This window comes from Actinosynnema mirum DSM 43827, assembly GCF_000023245.1.
Taxonomy (GTDB): domain Bacteria; phylum Actinomycetota; class Actinomycetes; order Mycobacteriales; family Pseudonocardiaceae; genus Actinosynnema; species Actinosynnema mirum.
The window spans coordinates 5,483,950-5,500,071 of sequence record NC_013093.1 but is presented as its reverse complement, the minus strand read 5'-3'; the positions used below and the strand labels follow the sequence as shown (position 1 = coordinate 5,500,071).

Annotated in this window: 12 protein-coding genes; 3 read left to right on the top strand and 9 right to left on the bottom strand. The window is 73.5% G+C overall.

The annotated features are described in order from the left end of the window. Nucleotides 1-27: 27 nt before the first annotated feature. Both AMIR_RS22965 and AMIR_RS22960 read right to left on the bottom strand, forming a co-directional pair. Nucleotides 28-882, bottom strand: a complete 855-nt coding sequence (locus tag AMIR_RS22965) for a hypothetical protein (protein WP_015803336.1) — start codon at nucleotides 880-882, stop codon at nucleotides 28-30. A gap of 233 nt (nucleotides 883-1,115) precedes the next feature. Beyond that, nucleotides 1,116-2,294 (bottom strand): FAD-dependent monooxygenase, encoded by a 1,179-nt coding sequence (locus AMIR_RS22960; RefSeq protein ID WP_015803335.1) that lies wholly within the window; start codon nucleotides 2,292-2,294, stop codon nucleotides 1,116-1,118. A gap of 145 nt (nucleotides 2,295-2,439) precedes the next feature. Between AMIR_RS22960 and AMIR_RS22955 the strand changes: the two genes are divergently transcribed. After that, a complete protein-coding gene (locus AMIR_RS22955) occupies nucleotides 2,440-3,108 on the top strand; it encodes a TetR/AcrR family transcriptional regulator (RefSeq protein WP_015803334.1) in 669 nt (222 codons plus the stop codon). A 4-nt stretch (nucleotides 3,109-3,112) separates the two neighbouring features. On the opposite strand, the gene AMIR_RS22950 is transcribed toward AMIR_RS22955, so the two are convergent. The 5 genes from AMIR_RS22950 to AMIR_RS22930 are packed head-to-tail and all read right to left on the bottom strand — an operon-like array spanning nucleotide 3,113 to nucleotide 9,802. Continuing rightward, nucleotides 3,113-4,396, bottom strand: coding sequence for a glycoside hydrolase family 125 protein (locus AMIR_RS22950; protein WP_015803333.1), 1,284 nt, complete (start codon nucleotides 4,394-4,396; stop codon nucleotides 3,113-3,115). Further along, complete coding sequence (locus AMIR_RS42895; protein ID WP_015803332.1) at nucleotides 4,384-6,699, bottom strand: glycoside hydrolase family 3 protein; 2,316 nt, start codon at nucleotides 6,697-6,699, stop codon at nucleotides 4,384-4,386. Before AMIR_RS42895 ends, AMIR_RS22950 begins: the two co-directional genes overlap by 13 nt. Next, nucleotides 6,696-7,547 (bottom strand): carbohydrate ABC transporter permease, encoded by an 852-nt coding sequence (locus AMIR_RS22940; RefSeq protein ID WP_015803331.1) that lies wholly within the window; start codon nucleotides 7,545-7,547, stop codon nucleotides 6,696-6,698. The genes AMIR_RS42895 and AMIR_RS22940 overlap by 4 nt, the downstream gene beginning before the upstream one ends. 21 nt (nucleotides 7,548-7,568) lie before the next feature. Then, the gene (locus AMIR_RS22935; protein WP_015803330.1) at nucleotides 7,569-8,504 is read right to left on the bottom strand and encodes a carbohydrate ABC transporter permease; all 936 of its coding nucleotides are present in this window, start codon (nucleotides 8,502-8,504) and stop codon (nucleotides 7,569-7,571) included. Nucleotides 8,505-8,518: 14 nt separating this feature from the next. Next, a complete protein-coding gene (locus AMIR_RS22930; RefSeq protein WP_015803329.1) occupies nucleotides 8,519-9,802 on the bottom strand; it encodes an ABC transporter substrate-binding protein in 1,284 nt (427 codons plus the stop codon). A gap of 147 nt (nucleotides 9,803-9,949) precedes the next feature. Here AMIR_RS22930 and AMIR_RS22925 point away from each other — a divergent pair, with 147 nt between their 5' ends. Together AMIR_RS22925 and AMIR_RS22920 are read left to right on the top strand one after the other, a co-directional pair. Further along, on the top strand, nucleotides 9,950-10,984 hold the full coding sequence (locus tag AMIR_RS22925) for a LacI family DNA-binding transcriptional regulator (protein ID WP_015803328.1): 1,035 nt from the start codon (nucleotides 9,950-9,952) through the stop codon (nucleotides 10,982-10,984). Next, nucleotides 10,981-12,228 (top strand): glycoside hydrolase 5 family protein, encoded by a 1,248-nt coding sequence (locus AMIR_RS22920; protein ID WP_015803327.1) that lies wholly within the window; start codon nucleotides 10,981-10,983, stop codon nucleotides 12,226-12,228. Before AMIR_RS22925 ends, AMIR_RS22920 begins: the two co-directional genes overlap by 4 nt. 438 nt (nucleotides 12,229-12,666) lie before the next feature. Here AMIR_RS22920 and AMIR_RS22915 read toward each other — a convergent pair whose 3' ends face one another. Continuing rightward, a complete protein-coding gene (locus tag AMIR_RS22915) occupies nucleotides 12,667-14,262 on the bottom strand; it encodes a carboxylesterase/lipase family protein (protein ID WP_015803326.1) in 1,596 nt (531 codons plus the stop codon). Between the two features lie 143 nt (nucleotides 14,263-14,405). Then, complete coding sequence (locus AMIR_RS22910) at nucleotides 14,406-15,815, bottom strand: cytochrome P450 (RefSeq protein WP_015803325.1); 1,410 nt, start codon at nucleotides 15,813-15,815, stop codon at nucleotides 14,406-14,408. Nucleotides 15,816-16,122: the final 307 nt, after the last annotated feature.

The window sequence follows — 16,122 nt, the reverse complement described above, 5'->3', positions numbered from 1 at the left end:
CGCCTGCGGCGGGCGCGACGCGGCCGGTCAGCCGCCGTGCACGGTCAGCACGTCGGTCAGCCGGTCGCCGACCCACACCACCTGGCCGGTGAACGTCACCGGCGTGTCGGCCGGGACGCGGCGGGTGTTCACCGGGATCTTCACCGTCGTCGTGCCCTCCGGCACGACCCGGCTGCCCGTCGGGTTGGCGACGTACAAATCGTTGCTGGAGAGGGAGAAGTACGTGCCGCCCTTCAGGACCGGGCTGCTGAACACCAGGGTGGCGGTGGCCGTGTCGCCGCCCTTGACGGCGTTCGGGCTGATCGTCAGCGACGACAGCACCGGCGGGGGCGCGGTCGCGGTCAGGCGGATGCCGTACAGGCCGTCCGCGCCCTGGACGGTCTTCGTCGCCAGCACGTTGTCCTTCGGGTACACCTGCTGGTCGCTGGTCGCCGCCCCGATCCGGTAGGCGCCCGCGCTCAGCGGGACGCTGGTGGAGCGGTCGCCGTTGGGGCTGGTGTTCTGCTCGACCGAGGTCAGCGAGCCGTCCGCCTCGACCCGGTGGAAGCCGACGCCGAGCCCGCCCCGGTCGGCGTTGTTGACCAGGCCCGCGCCGACCTGCACGGCCTCCGCGGTGTAGGCCTGGCCCTCGACGGCGGTGAACTCGAACCAGTCGACGTCCCGCGCCTGCGTCTTGCCGGGCAGCGGGTCGCGTTCCTGGCAGATGGCCCGGTGCGCGGTCTCGCCCGGCGCGATCGGGGCCGCCGCCGCGCCGGGGACGTCGTCGATCTCCCACGGGTCGGGCGCGCAGTCGACCAGCGCGTGCGCGGGGGCCGTCGCCAGGGCGGAGAGCACGAGCGCCGCGCCGGACGCGGCCAGCAGTCGGGTGAAGCGGTTCCGCATGACACTCCTGTCGGACGTCGTTCGCGGCGGCGCTTCCCACTATCGGTCAAATCGATGAAATTTCAAGTACGGCGTTCGGGACCCGCCCGCTCACCGGCTGAAGTCGTCCACCGACGAGGCGCCGTTCTTGTCCTTCGGCCCGTCGGGGCCCGGAGTGCTGAAGAACGGCGTCTCCGCCAACGTGGGCCCGGTGGAGTCCGGTGGCCAGCGGGTCGCGGTGAGGGTGACCGCTTTCAGGGCGCGGCGATGTCGCGGTTCTTCTCCGCGAACCCGACGAGCGCCTGCGCGCCGGAACCACCCGCCGCCCCGCTCATCATCCCCGTCCGCAGCGCGTGCTCCCGCTCGTCCCCGGCCACGAACAGCAGCCGGTCGGTCAGCGCCGACTCCTGCTGCCCCTCCACGTACGGCCGCAGGCGCGCCTCCCACTCGGCCAGCGCGGCGCCGACGTCGTCCGGGTGGCGCTGGAGCAGCGTGCCGAGCAGGTCCGCGCCCGCCATGCCGGTCGACGCGCCCATCCCGGAGTACAGCGTCAGGCACCAGGCGGCGTCCCCGGCCAGCACCACCCGGCCCTCGCTCCACCTCGGCATCCGCACCTGCTGGACCGAGTCGAACAGCGCCTCCGGCGCCTCCGCGTACCGGTCGAGCAGCTCGCCCAGCACGGGACCCGCGGGCTCCGGGCCGAACGCCGCGCGCAGGGCGTCGACCGGGGCGCGGGCGAACTCGGCGCCGGGGTCGTCGGTGCGGTACGTGAGCAGCAGGCTCGACGGGCGGTCGGTGAAGGAGAACGCGATCGCCGAGCGCCCCGGCTCGGTCAGCCACAGGCCCTCGGACATCGTGAAGCCGGTGAGCGGCCGGTCCAGCAGGCAGGCGCCGATCATGAAGTTCAGCGGGTGCAGGAAGTCCGCGCCGAAGACCAGCCGCCGCACCGCCCCGCGCATCCCGTCCGCCCCGACGACCAGGTCGAACCGCTCCACCCCCGTGGTGCCCGCCGCGGTGTCGTGCAAGGTGACCCGCACGCCGTCGGCGTCCTGCTCGACGGCCGTGGGCACGGTCGAGTAGCGGATCTCCACGTCGTCCGGCAGCACGGAGAACAGCGCCCGCTCGATGTCGCCGCGCAGCAGCATCCTGGGCTCGCCGGGCAGGTTCGACGGCATCAGCGCGGGCGTGCGCGCGCCGTCGCGGTCGACCGCGAAGGACGTGGCCTCCGGCCCGCTGCGGGTGCCGATCCCGTCGAGCGCGCCGAGCCGCTCGGCGGCTGCCTCGCCCGCGCCGAACAGCATGATGAAGTACCCGCCGCTGCGCCGGTCCGCCGCCCGCTCCACGATCACCGGCTCCCAGCCGATCTGCCGCAGGCGCACGGCGGTGGCCAGGCCGGTGATGCCGAGCCCGACGACAAGAGCCCGCTTGGTCATGGGTGTTCTCCTCTGCCCGCACCGGGAAAAGTGGACCAGGTTGGTCCGCTTTTTCACCGTACGGACAAGTGGACCAACTTGGTCCACTTGGTGGAGTGGATCACAGAAGCTGACCACCCTGGTCCACTTCGCTAGGATCGCGGGCGTGCCCACCGCCCAGGACCGACCGCTGCGCCGCGACGCGCAGCTCAACCGGGACCGCATCGTCAGCGCCGCCGGGGAGGTCTTCGCCCGGCGCGGCCTCGCGGGCACGTTCCACAACGTCGCGGACGAGGCGGGCGTCGGCCTCGGCACCGTCTACCGCCGCTTCCCGACCAAGGAGCAACTGGTGGAAGCCGTCTACCGGCAGCACCTCGCGGGCCTGGTCGCCACGGCCGAGGCCGCCCTGCGCGCCCCCACCGGCTGGGACGGCCTGGTCGACGTCCTGACCACCGCCGCCCGCCTGCACGCCTCCGACCAGGGCCTGCGCGACGTCGCACTGGCGCGCGGCCACCGCCCCGAGGCGTTCCGCGAGTTCGGCGACCGCATGGAACCCCTGCTGCGCGACCTGGTCGAGCGGGCCAGGACCGAGGGAAGCCTGCGCCCCGACGTCACCGCCGAGGACCTGCCGGTCGTCATGGCCATGATCAGCGAACTGGCCCTGCACGCCGACCCGGTCCGCCCCGGCCTGCACACCCGCTACCTCGCCCTCGTCCTCGACGGCCTCCGCGCCCCGGCCACGACCCCCCTCGGCGACCCGCTCACCAGGACCGAGCTGGACGCCGTCGCCGAGAACTGGCTGCCCGCGCTGGAACCCCGCGAGGACGCGGGCTGACCGGTCAGGCGGGCGCCCCGTCGCCCCGCTCCACGTCGTCGGCCACCGCCAGCGCCAGTTCGCAGAACATCGAGTCCGCCCAGGAGAACCACGGCCGCGAGAACGACGTCGGGTCCGAGGGGTCGAAGCTCTCGTGCACGTGGCCGGTGCCCGCGTCGGTGTCGGCGATCAGCCGGAGCAGTCGCCGCCGGTCCGCCGGGGTGCCCGTCAGGCCCTCCACGGCCAGCGCGATCGGCCACACCCGGCCCGGTTTCGTGTGCGGGCTGCCGATCCCGCTCGCCACCTCGCCCCGGAAGTAGTACGGGTTCGCGTCGCTCAGCACCAGCGCCCGCGTCGCCCGCCACACCTCCGCGTCGACCACGTCGGGCGCGTGCAGGGGGAGCGACAGCAGCGACGGGGTGTTCGCGTCGTCCATCAGCAGCACCCCGCCCAGGCCGTCGACCTCGTACGCGTAGACGCGCTCGCCCCCGTGCTCCACCACGCCGTGCGTCCGCACGGCGGCGACCAGCTCAGCGGACAGCGCGCGGGCGTCGGCGGCCACACCGCTGTCGCCCAACACCTCCTCGGCGATCTCGGCGATCGCCCGCAGCGCCTGCGCCGCGAACAGGTTGGCCGGGATGTTGTACCCGTAGGTGCAAGCGTCGTCCGAGGGCCGGAAACCGCTCCACGTCAGGCCCGTCACCGCCACGGGCGTGCCGCGACCGCCGCGCGCCAGGGTCTCGGTCGACTTCGCGCCCGGCCGCTCGAAGCGGTACGGGGACTCGTCGTGCCGCTGCTCAAGGCGCAGCTGCGCGACGATCGTGCGCAGCACGCGGCGCGCGCGCTCGTCGAACACCCCGGCGTCGCCGGTCGACCGCCACAGCGCGTGCGCGAGCGCGACCGGATAGGCCAGGCTGTCGATCTCGTACTTCTGCTCCCACACGTGCGGGTCCGCGCACAGGTCCTCCGGCTCGTACCGGGCGCCGGTCGGTCCGTCGTTGAACGCGTTCGCGTACGGGTCGTGGTCCAGGCAGGCGAACTGCCTGCGCACCACGGCGGCCACGAGCTCGGCCAGCGGCGGGCACTCGGCGAGGAACCGCAGGTACGGCGTCAGCTGCGTGGTGGAGTCGCGCATCCACATGGCGGGGATGTCGCCGGTGATGACGAACGCGCTGCCGTCCGCGCCGATCGTGACGGTGTCCCGCAGCGTGCGCAGCAGCGCGGCCTCCACCATCGCGCCGATCCGTTCGCCGGACGTCGCCCGCACGCGGGCCGCCGCCGCGCCGATCGTCTCGCTCACCGTCGCCACAGCGTGCTCCCTCCCTCGTCGGTGACGCTGATCCGCACCGCGTCAGCCGGTTCGTCCACCTCGTCGCCGCTCCACGCGCCGATCTCCACCGGGAGCGCGACCGGCCGCCCGGTGGCCCACGAGCCCAGCTCGTCCAGGCCCAGCGCGAACTCCACCACGGATTCGCCCGGCTCGCACAGCACGCGCCGCACGGCCAGCAGGGTCCGGCGGCGCGGGCGCACGCCCAGCTCGTGGCGGCGGCCGTAGAGCGGCACGGCCACGGATCGCGGCCCGCCGGTGCTCACCACCTCCACCGCGACCCGCAGCGAACCGCCGCTCTCCAGCGCGGCGGCGGAAATCCGGTGCTCGCCTTCGCGGACCCGCGTGGTGACCGAGGGCGGCGAACCGCTGCCGAAGGGGATGCCCACCGGGCGCCGCTGGTCGGCGTACCCGCGCGCGGTCTCCACCCGCTCGTCGTGCGCCACCGGGAAGACCCCGTCGGCCACCGGGAACGACGCGGGCAGCCGACCCGACGCGGTGCCGTCGAGCAGCGCGCCCACGACCGCCGCACCCCCGCTCGGGCCGGGGAAGGGCACCACGAGCAGCGCGTCCACCAGCCCGGCCAGTTCGGTGAGCGCGCGCGGTCGGCCGTCGACGACCACGGCCACGACCGGCTTGCCGCTCGACCGGGCCGCACGCGCGAGTTCCAGTTGCGGCAGGGGAAGCGCGATCGAGGCCAGGTCGACGCCCTCCCCGTTGGTCGTGTCCGCCGCCGACTCCGCGACCGCCCCGTTGTCGGCGAACTCGTCGTCGTAGCTCCGCTTGCTCGTGCCGCCGAGCACCAGCACGCAGACGTCGGCGCGGTCGACCGCGTCCCGCGCCGCCGCGAGCGCGTCCGGGCCGAGCGCGCTGCGCACCCGCGAGCCGGGCGCGTGCGGCACCCGCTCCTCGCCCAGCCGCGCCACGAGCGCCGAGCGCACGGTCGACGCGCCGGGGTCGTCGGCGGGCCGAGGCGGGGTGTAGTCGCCGAGCTGCGCGTCCAGGTCGTCGGCGTTCGGGCCGATCAGCGCGACCACGCCGGACGGGTCGAGCGGCAGCACCCCGTCGTCCCGCACCAGGACCACGGCCTGCCGGGCGGCCCGGTCGACCAGCCGGGCCACGTTACGCGACGCGGGCAGGTCCACCACCGGCCCCGACGCCACCGGCCCGGACGCCACCGGCACCGACGCCGCCGGCCCCGACGCCGCAGGCCCGGACGCCGCCGGCTCGTCCAGCAGCCCGACCCGCCGCTTGAGCGCGAGCACCCGGTCGACCGCGCGGTCCAGCTCGGCCTCCGCCACCAGCCCCCGGTCCAGCGCCTCCCCGAGGTGCGTGAACGCCTCGTCCCACAGGCTCAGGTCGACCCCGGCGCGCAGGGCCAGCGCCGCCGCGGCCGCCGGGTCGGGGGTGCTGTCGCGCAACCGGTCGATCGCGGTGCCGTCGGCCATGACGATCCCGTCCCAGCCCCAGTCCTCCCGCAGCACGCCCGTCAGCAGCTCCCGGTTCCCGGTGCACGGCACGCCGTCGACGTCGTTGTAGGCGGCCATGAACCCGGCCACCCCGGCGCGCGCCGCCGCGTGCGCGGGCCGCAGGTGGACCTCGCCCAGCTCCCTGGGCCCGATCGGCGCGCCGGAACCGTTGCGCCCGCCGATCCCGGCGCCCTGGGCCGCCAGGTGCTTGGCCACCACCGCGACGCGCCCCGCGCCGATCGGACCCGGAGCCGTCCCCTGCATCCCGCGCACGGTCGCGGCCACCAGCAGCGCGGCCAGCGCCGGGTCCTCGCCGAAGCACTCCTCGGCGCGCCCCCAGCGCGGATCGCGCAGCACGTCCAGCCCCGACACCAGCGCCACGTGCGTGCCCCTGGCCCGGACCTCGGCGGCCACCGCCGCCGCCAGCTCCTCGGTCAGCCCGGCGTCCATGCCCGCCCCGAGCGCGAGGTTCACCGGCAGCGTCGTCCCGCCGAGCGCCTGCAACCCGTGCGGGACCTCCTCGACGAACAGCACCGGCACGCCACAACCGTTGCGCGTCACGTACTCCTGCACCGCCGCGCACGCCTCCGCGCTGCGCTCGGGCGGAATCCCGTTGCGCCAGTTCACCTCCGACCACGGGTCGGCGCGCAGCACGCCGTAGATCGCGCCGAGGCCGCCGAACCGGTCGACCTCCCGCTTGAGCACGTCGGTCACCCGAGGCGCCCCGTCGACCCAGCGCAGCGCCTCCCAGCCCTTGAGGCGCTGGTTGACCTGGCCGACCCGGTTCTGCGGCGACAGCGCGGAAGCGGTGATCATCCCTTGACCGCCCCCGACACCAGCGCGCGCTGCATCTGCCGCTGGAGCACCGTGTACACCAGGTACACCGGCAGCAGCGTGAACAGCGTGCCCGCCATCAGCGCGCCGTAGTCGGTGCCCGCGTCCACCTTGAGCGTCGGCAGCGCGACCTGGATCGTGCGCTGCGCGGTGTCCGGCCCGATCAGGATCAGCGGGTACAGGTAGGAGTTCCAGAACGACAGGAAGTTCAGCAGCAGCACCGTCGCGATGCCCGGCACGCAGATCGGCAGGTACACCTGCCGCAGCACCTGCAGCGCCGACGCCCCGTCCATCGACGCGGCCTCCTCCAGCTCGCGCGGGATCGTGCGCATGAACGACGTCAGGATCACGATCGACAGCGGGAGCGCGGTGGCGGGCAGCAGGAGCACGACGAACGCGCGGGTGTGGAACAGGCCGAGCAGCGCGGCGAGCAGGAAGGTCGGGAACAGCGCGGCGAACGACGGGATCAGGAAGCCCAGCGCGAACACGCCCTCGACCGCCTTGCCGAGCCTGCCGGTGGACCGGGCGAGCGCGAACGAGGCGGGCAGGGCGAGCAGCAGGGTGAGCACGAGCGCGCCGAGCGTGGTCAGCGCCGAGTTCGCGACCGCGGGCACCAGGTCGGCCTGGTCGATCGCGGTGGTGAAGTTCCCGAAGTCCCAGGTGCTCGGGAACGCCAGCGGCGACTCGAAGATCTCCTCGTTCGTCTTGAACGAGGACACGATGAAGTAGTACAGGGGCACGATCAGCAGGGCGGCGTAGATCCAGGCGAGTGCGCCGCTGGTGATCGAGCCTGCGCGGTCGAGCAGGGGGCGGCGGGCGGTCCCGGCCATGGTGGACTCCTCGGGTTCGGGTCAGTAGGTCGCGCGGAGCACCCTGCGGATCGCGCCCATGCCCAGCAGGCCGAGCACGAAGAGGATGAGGCCGACCGCCTGGCTGTAGCCGAGGTCGGTCTCGACGAACGCCTTGCGGTACACCAGGTACGAGAGCGTCGTCGTGGACGTCCCCGGACCGCCCTGGGTCAGCAGCAGCACGGTCTGCGCCGAGTTGAACAGCATGGACAGGAACTGGAGCATCGTCACGACGCCGATGAAGTCGCGGGCGATGGGCCAGTACATGCCCCAGGCGATCCGCCAGTCCCCGGCGCCGTCGATGCGCGAGGCCTGCACGATCTCGGCGTCCACGCCGTCGAGCCGCGAGGCGATGAGCACCGCCGAGTAGCCGATGCCGCTCCACAGCTCGACGGCGACGATCGCGCCCAGCGCGGTGGAGGGGTCGGCGAGCCAGGCCGCGCCGTCCAGGCCCAGCGGGCGCAGCAGCCCGTTGAGCAGGCCGTCCGGGTTGAGCACCGCGTAGAAGACCATCGCGGTCGCGGGCGCGGAGATCAGCGCGGGGACGAAGAGCAGGTACCGCAGCACCTTGTGGCCGCGCGGCTTCTGCACGACGTAGAACGCGAGCAGGAACGCCAGCACGATCATCACCGGCAGGCCCACCACGATCTGCAGCGCCGAGTTGCCCGCGGCGGTCCAGAAGTTCTCGTCGGCGAACACGCGGGAGAAGTTGTCCAGTCCGGCGAACCCCGGCTGGACGAGCATCCCCGGCCAGGACAGGAACCCGATGACGATCATCGCCAGGACCGGGCCGATCATGAACACCGCGTACCAGATCAGCGCGGGCAGCGCGAAGCCGGGGAAGCGGTCGCGCGCGGACGGGCGCGAGGCTCGACCGGGCGTGGTGGGAGGTTCTGGACTGGTCGTGACGCCGACAACGGCGTCGGTCGTAGCGGTCAAGGTCGGCTCCTTCCTCACACCGTGGCGTAGGCCCGTTCGAAGACCTCGATGATCCGTTCGGCGGGGATCGGGCCGTAGGCGGCTGCCGTGGCCTGGATCATCGGCTCGAACGCTGACTGGGGGATGACCAGGTCGGGCAGCATGACGGGGGAGACCTGCTGGTCGGTGAGGCGGGAGGCCTGCGCGACGAGCGGGAAGTCCTCGCTGACCGTGTCCGTGATCCGGCTCATGTCCCGGCCGGAGCCCAGGATCATCGAGTCGATCACCTCGTCGCTGTACAGGTCCTGCACGAACGGCTTGATCAGGTCGAGCTTCTCCGCGCCCCTGCGGCTGATCCAGATGCCGTGGCCGTTGAAGCTGCGGATCACGCTCGGGTGCTCCAGCACGCCGCCGCGCGAGGGCTTGGGCCAGCCGCCGACGACGACCTCCTTCGCCCGCTCGGCGGGCACCTTCGCCAGCGCCGACGACATGGCGGGCACGATCGCCGCCTTGCCGGTGTTGAACTGGGTCAGCTCCGAGTCGGAGGTGTAGCCCTGCACGTCGTCGACGAAGACGCCCGCGTCCCGCAGCTCCACGAAGTGCTCCACCCCGGCGATGGCGGCGGGGCTCTCGGAGAGCTTGCCGCTGCCGAACACCTCCTTCGCCTCGTCGGGGGTGAGGAAGCCCTGGATGACCTGGAGGAACATCTTCTGCCCGCTCCAGTCGGACCCGCCGACCGTCACCGGCCCGATCCCCTTGGCGCGCAACGCCTGCGCCACGGCGATCAGCTCGTCGGAGGTCGTCGGGATCTGGACGCCCGCCTGCTCCAGCAGCCTGGTGTTGTACGAGACGGGCCAGTTGGTGCGGGTGAACGGGAACGCGCGCAGGTTGCCGTCCCCGTCGGTCCACTCGGCCAGCGCCTCGGGGATGATCTTGTCGCGCAGCCCCCACTCGTCGAGCAGCCCGGTGAGCGGGATCGTCGCCCCCAGGCCGGTCCAGGAGAGCGTGCGGCCCTGCAGGTTCACCAGGGCGACGTCGGCCTCCGCACCGGCGAGCGAGCTGGTCTCGAAGACGATGGGCAGGTCGGAGCCGTTCTTGAGCAGCGCGACCGGACGACCGGTCCGCCGCTCGTAGGCGGCGACCGCGTCGGCGAACACCTTGGCGCCCGCGACGGCGCCGCTGAGCTGGGTGTGCACCGAGAGGGCGCCGGGTTTGCCGGACGCGGGCGTCAACGCGCCGCACCCCGCCAGGAACGGCGCGGCGACACCGCCACCGATCGCGGCGCGCAGCAGGGTGCGCCTGCTGATGGAGTGGGACAAGAGCCCTCCTCGGAAGCTTCGTAGCGTCATCCGGATACGCGGAACCGCCTTTGAGGGGCGGGTTTGTAAAGCGGTACACAATCGAAGTGGCGAGCAAGGTATACCGCTTTACATCCGGCGGTCAATGCCCTTAGCCTCGGCGGTGCCATGAGTGAACCCAGCACGAAGCGCGTGACGATCGCGGCGGTGGCCCGCAGGGCGGGCGTCTCACCGTCGGCGGTGTCGCACGTCTTCAACGGTCGGCCGAACGTCTCCGAAGCCACCGCGGCCCGCATCCGCGCCGCCGCCGACGAGCTCAACTGGCGCCCGAACCTCGCCAGCCGCAAGGTCTCCGGCGGGGGCGGGCGCAGCCTCGGCCTGGTCATCGCCCGGTCGCGGGGCACGTTCGGCCGCGACCCCTTCTTCATGCGCCTGCTCGCCGGGCTGACCGAGCCGCTCGCCGAGCTCGGCTGGTCGCTCTCGCTGACCCTCGTGCGGCCCGACGAGGACGAGGAGCAGCTCTACCGGCAGTGGTGGGGCGAGCAGCGGGTCGACGCGTTCCTGCTGGTCGACGTGCGCGACGACGACCCCCGGCTCGCGCTGGTCGAGCAGCTCGGCGCCCCCGCCGCCCTGCTCGGCGCGCCCGTCCCCGGACCGGTCGCCTCGGTCACCGTGGGTGACGGCACCGCGTTCGCCGAGGCCGTCGAGCACCTCGCCGGGCTCGGCCACCGCAGCGTCACCCGCGTCACCGACGCGCCCGGCCTGGCCCACACCAGGGCCAGGGACGAGCGCTTCCGCGAGGCCGCCCTCACGCGCGGCGTGCGGGCCGAGGTGGCGGCGTGGGACAAGGCGGCCGACGACCCGGTGGCCGACCTGCTGGGCAGGCTGGGGGAGTCGACGGCGATCATCGTGGACAGCGAGACCGTCGCCGCCGAGATCGTCGCGCACGCCCCCGAGGTCGGCGTCCGCGTCCCCGACCAGCTCTCGGTGATCGCCTGGGAGGACTCCTGGGTGTCCACGATCGTCCGCCCCCGCCTGACCGCCTTCGACGCCCCCGTCGAGGAGAGCGCCCGCGCCGCCGTCGCCCTGCTCGAACGGCTCGTCCGCGGCGAGGACGCCGCTCCCCAGACCGTCAGCGGTCGCCGCCTGCTCGTGCGCGAGTCCACGGCCCCCGCTCCGAACAACCGCGAGGAAAGCCCTTGACCACGAGCACCCCGAGGTTCGGCGTCAACTACACCCCGTCGAAGGACTGGATGTTCCAGTGGATGGCCGTCGACCCCGACGTCGTCCGCGCGGACTTCGCGGCGATCGCCGCCCTGGGCGTCGACCACGTGCGCGTCTTCCCGCTGTGGCCGGTGCTCCAGCCGAACCGCACCCTGATCCGGCGGCGCGCGCTCGACGACATCGCCCTGGTGGTCGACGTCGCCGCCGAGTTCGGCCTGGACGTCGCCGTGGACGTCATCCAGGGCCACATGTCCGGCTTCGACTTCGTGCCCGCGTGGCTGGTGAACTGGCACAGCGCCAACATGTTCACCGACCAGCCTGCCGTGGAGGCCCAGGCGGCGCTGGTCGCCGCGGTCTACGACGCGGTCCGCGACCGCCCGAACTTCCTGGGCCTGACCCTGGGCAACGAGGTCAACCAGTTCCAGCGCCCCAACCCGGCCGCGATGCCCGCGAGCACCGACCAGGTGACCCACTGGCTCACCTCGCTGCTCACCGCCCCGCGCGACCGCGACCCGCGCCACCTCGTGACCCACAGCGAGAACGACCACCTCTGGTACCGCGACGAGCACCCCTTCGTCCCGACCCACGCGACCCGCCTGGGCGACCTGACCACCGTGCACTCCTGGATCTTCAACGGCACGGCCGCCCGCTACGGCGCCCTCTCCCCGCAGTCGGTGCGGCACGCCGAGTGGATGATCGAGCTGTCCAAGGCCTTCGCCACCGACCCGGCGCGCCAGGTCTGGCTCCAGGAGGTCGGCGCCCCGTCGATGAACCTGGCCGAGTCCGAGATGCCGGAGTTCTGCGCCCGCACCGTCCAGGCGGCGCTGACCACCGAGGACCTGTACGCGATCACCTGGTGGTGCTCCCACGACGTCTCGCGCGACCTGGGCGACTACAAGGACCTGGAGTACTCCCTCGGCCTGCTGGACACCGAGAACAACGTCAAGCCGGTGGGAAGCCGCTTCGCCGAGCTGATCGCCGAGGCGAAGCGCACCCCGCCGACCCCGACGCCCCGCACCGTCGGCGTCGTGGTCGACGTCGACGAGCGCGACCTGCCCCTGTCCCGCACCGCCCTCGCCCCCGGCGGCGCGGTCTTCGAGCGCTGGCACGAGCTCCGCGAGGGCGGCGCCGACGTCACCGTGGTGACCAGCGCGGTGGCCGCGTCCCCCGAGGCGCTGGCCGCGCGTGGCATCCGGACGATCGACCAGGGGGCGCTGACCTGAGCCCACGCGCGGCCGGTGCCCGACCGGTCGCGCTCCGCGGTGTCCGGAACTGCGAGAACCCCGAAGTTGCCGGTGCTCCCCGCTACCGTCCCGGTATCGGGATTCCCGGGGGGTCTGGCACGGGTGGGCGAGTGTCCTCGGAGGACGCCTGACCACCCGGTTCGACACCGAGGCGATCGAGTGGAGCTGGGCGGGCCACCGCCCCCTGACCCGAGTGCGGCACGCGTCGGCCACCGCCTCGGACGCCGAGCACGAGGCGGCGGTCGAGCGCGTGGCCGCGCACCGGTGCGCCCTCGGGGGCCGCACCCTGGCCGCGTTCCTGCCGCCCACCGAGACCCGCTGGACCGCCCCCCCCGGTTCGAGGAGCTGTCGACCCGGTGCCGGTCTCCGAACCGCTGTCCTATGTGGACGGCGTGCCGGTGCGCTGACCGGGGCGCGTCACCGGGGTTCGCGCGGGCCGTCGCCGAAGCCGATCGAGTTCCAGAAAGCGCAGTTGCTCGCCCGCGCCACGTCGGTGAGACGGGTGCCGCCGCTCGTGGCGAGGTCCAGGGTCAGGACGTTCGCCCCGGCGTCGGGGCGGTGCTCGGGCCAGGCGGGCAGTCCGGCGCGGTTGGGGTCGCCGGTGCGGGCGAAGGCGGTCCAGTAGTCGATCATCCGGTTCGACAGGTCGCGCTGGGGGCCGGTCAGCGGCTCGCCGAAGACGCCGGTGAACAGGTAGGGCAGTTCGGTGGCGTGCATGGCGCCCTCGTCGAGGCCGGGGATCTCCACCGGCACCGGGGCCGTGCGGTCGGCGAACTGGTACGCGTACACCGGCACGGGGCGCGGCCTGGCCGAGGCCAGCCGGTAGCCCGCCAGGTGGTCGCAGGTCGCGAGCGTGTTGCCCGCGTCGGTGACCACCGTCGACAGGGCGATCGCGGGGGTCGGGTAGGCGGACAGCGGGTACCGGGCGAGCACCCGGTCGGCCGCGCCGCCGAAGGTCTCCCGGACGCGCTGCTCGAACAGCTGCGGCGTGACGGGGTTCCCCCTGGCCTCGAACTCCAGGCCGACGTAGAGGCGCATCTCGTCGCGGGTGTTGCCCATGATCAGCGGCACGTGGCTGAAGCGGTCCCGGCGCAGCGCCTCCGGGGGGTGCAGCGGCAGCTCCGGGCCGCCGACCACCGGGAAGCCGCCCGGCCAGGACAGGGTCAGCTCGCGGACCGGTTTGGTGCGCATGCACGCCGCCGCGGTGGCCGGGTCGGGGCAGCCGAAGCCGGTGGCCAGCCGGACGCCCGCCGCCTCGGCCTGCTGCTTGGAGGCCAGTTCGCTGGCGCAGCTGAAGCTCTGGGCGATGGCCCGGTGGAACAGGCCCGCCGCGGTCGGCGAGGTCAGGTTCACGCACACGCTCGCCCCGCCCGCCGAGCCGCCGAAGATCGTCACGTTGCGCGGGTCGCCGCCGAACGCGGCGGCGTTGCGTTGCACCCAGCGCAGGGCGGCCTGCTGGTCCTGGATGCCGTAGTTGCCCGACTGGGAGCCGGGCGACTCGGCGGTCAGCGACGGCATGGCCAGGAAGCCGAACGGGCCGAGGCGGTAGTTGGGGGTCACCACCACCACGTCACCCCTGGCGGCGAGCGCGCGGGCGTCGTAGATCGCGCCCGCGCCGGTGGTGAACGAGCCGCCGTGGAGCCACACCATGACCGGCAGGTTCCGGCCGCCGCGCCGGGGGGTGGTGACGTTCAGGTACAGGCAGTCCTCGACGAAGCTCTCCGGCAGGCCGAAGTCCGAGGGCTGCGCGCACGCGGCGCCGGGCTCGGTGGCGTCCAGCGGCTCGCGCCACGGCCGCACCGGCTGCGGTGGGCGCCACCTCAGCTCGCCGACCGGCGGCGCGGCGAACGGGATTCCCCGGAAGACCCGCGCGTCCCGCTCGACCACCCCCCGCACGGGTCCCTCGGCGGTGCGGACGGCGTCCGGCCGCCCGACCGGGTCGGCGATCGCCGGGACCGCCCCCGACAGCAATCCCGCCACACCGAGCAGGACCAGCAGCCGTCGACGCCACATCGCGTTCTCCCCTCGGCACGTTCCCATCGCCTCCGGCTCACCATGGCACAGAAAGCCGACGCGACCAAGGGGGGTGATTTCGGGGGTGTGGAAAAAAGCCGCCCGCCTGCGCGGACCCGGTTTATCGAGTCTTTATTGGATGATCAAACCCGGTGCAGCACCGTGGGCAATCCGTCACGGGGTGCGGGGAGCGACGTGAACCGCCACGGCGCCTCGTAGGACTCCGGGTAACTCCACTCGCAACGGCGCAGCAACGCGGCCAGGGTCGCCTTGACCTTGAGCATTCCCAGCCGCATCCCGATGCACTTGTGGCCGCCCCAGCCGAAAGGCGCCCAGGCCAACCGGCGCCCGCGGTCCTCGGCGTGCTCGAAGCGCTCGGGGTCGAACCGGTCCGGCCGCGACCACAGCTCCGGCATCAGCTGGTTGACCCCCGTGCACACCGACACCAGCTGCCCCGCCGGGATGTGGTGCCCCAGCACCTCGGTGTCCCGCGCGGCCACCCGCATGAGGATCGGCGACGGCGACACCAGCCGGATGCTCTCCCTGACCACCAGGTCCAGGGTGGTGAGCCGGTCCACGGCCGCGGCGTCCCGCGTCGGCGCCCCGGCCGCCTCGGCGCGGGCCCGCTCCCGCCAGTCGGGGTGCTTGCCCAGGAAGTAGGCCGAGGCCAGCGTGGCCGCGGTGGTCGTGTCGTGCGAGGCGATCACGGTGAACAGCGCGTGCAGCGCGACCTGCCGGTCGTCGAAGCCCTCGACGCGGCTGAGCACCGACAGGAAGTCCTCGCCCGCGCGGGCCCGCGCCTCGGGCACCGCCTCGCCCAGGTGCCGGATCAGCCACGCGCGAGCCCGGTGCGCCCGGTGCCACCGCGTGCCGGGCAGCCGCACCCGCGCCAGCGCCGTCTCGGCCCGGATGCACTCCTCGGCCGCGTCCACCACCCTCTTCCCGACCCCGTCGTAGGGCACCCCGAGGAACGCCCGCGCGGTGATCTGCCCGGACAGCTCCCTGACCGCGCCGACCAGTTCGAACCGTGCCCCGACCGGCCACCGGTCCAAGCGCTCGTCCAGGTCCTCGGCCATCAGGCGCAGGTACCCGTCCACCGCCCCCTCGCCGTAGGCCGCCTGCACGAGGCGGCGGTCGGCCAGGTGCCGGGGCGCGTCCATCGCCAGCAGGCCGCCGTCGAACCAGGGGCCGATCACCGAGGGCCAGCCGCTGACGAACGCCTTGTCCCGGTTGGCCAGCACCACCTGCACGGCCTCGGGGCCGGACACCGCGACGATCCTGCGGCCGAACGCCCGCCACCACGACACCGGGCCGTGCCTGCGCATCAGCGCCAGCAGGAACGCCGGGCCGTAGCGCGCGGTGTGCGCCCCCATCCCGACGAACGGCAGGCCCCGGTCGCCGGGGACCGGCCGCAGGCCGCTGCCCGCGGGCGGCGTGGCCAGCGCGGCCGGTCGGTGCGGGACGCGCCCCAGCAGCGCGTCCAGCCAGTGGTCCGAACCCATCTCCACGAGCCCGCGGTTCTCCACGCGGGACCGCTCCCCGTGCGCTGTCATGTCAACCGACCTCCTGGTCGTCGTGAGCGGGGTGCGCCGTGCTCATGCTTCGGTGCCGCGAAGTCCCCGTTCCGAAGGCTTCGCTTTAGGTCACCCGGCATTCCGCCGCTCGGGTGATGAAATCCGTTGCCCGCACGAGTTGGCGGATAGTTTCGTCACTTGCCCGCCGGGCGTCCACAGTATCCGTTGCGCCGAACCGGTCACGTCATCACTTCGACCTGATCGGGTGTCCCGGCTTGATAATAGCCACGGCGTTGACGGTGCCCGGCGACGCGGGGCATAGTCGGGTGGCACCCAAGATTGATCG